Source organism: bacterium, assembly GCA_026414725.1.
GTDB lineage: Bacteria > Ratteibacteria > UBA8468 > B48-G9 > JAFGKM01 > JAAYXZ01.
Window position 1 is genome coordinate 1 of sequence record JAOAIL010000074.1, and the last position, 518, is coordinate 518.

1 protein-coding gene is annotated in these 518 nt (G+C 33.4%); it reads left to right on the top strand.

Annotation, left to right across the window (positions count from 1 at the left end):
• The first annotated feature begins 169 nt into the window (after nucleotides 1-169).
• Nucleotides 170-310, top strand: coding sequence for a hypothetical protein (locus N3D17_07940; GenBank protein MCX8083291.1), 141 nt, complete (start codon nucleotides 170-172; stop codon nucleotides 308-310).
• Nucleotides 311-518 lie beyond the last annotated feature (208 nt).

Genomic DNA, 518 nt, shown 5'->3' on the forward strand with positions numbered 1-518 from the left:
AATCTTCTTCATAAAATCACAGTACCTCTCAAAATCCCAGAACCTAAACCCCCATGGCGAACTTGTATATTTCATCTATCCTCCTTTTTGTTTACTTTCCCAAAATTAAAAGGTAAAATACAAACTTGATAAAAACCAGAGAAAAGAACTAGCAAGGGCATTATATGATGTGGGTAAATTTACACTCACAGGACTTGTGATTGGACAACTAATAGGCAAATCTATTAACATTTTTACTTTTATATTAGGAATTTTTATCTTTATTGCTTGTTTCTGGATAGCAACTGTTTTAATGAAGGAGGAATTATGACAGGTCTCAATATTTTCTTGATAGGTGTACTGGTTTTCGTTTTGATAATCGGAGGTATTGGTATTCACTCTATGAAGCAGGAGAAAAAAACAAAATAGTTCCATCAACCCTCCCATTTAAGTAAAATTTTAAGTATCTCTCTGTTTTCATCCAGTTTCTTATACGCCTTCGGCGCATCCTCTACATACATCTCTTCTGTATAAAGTGA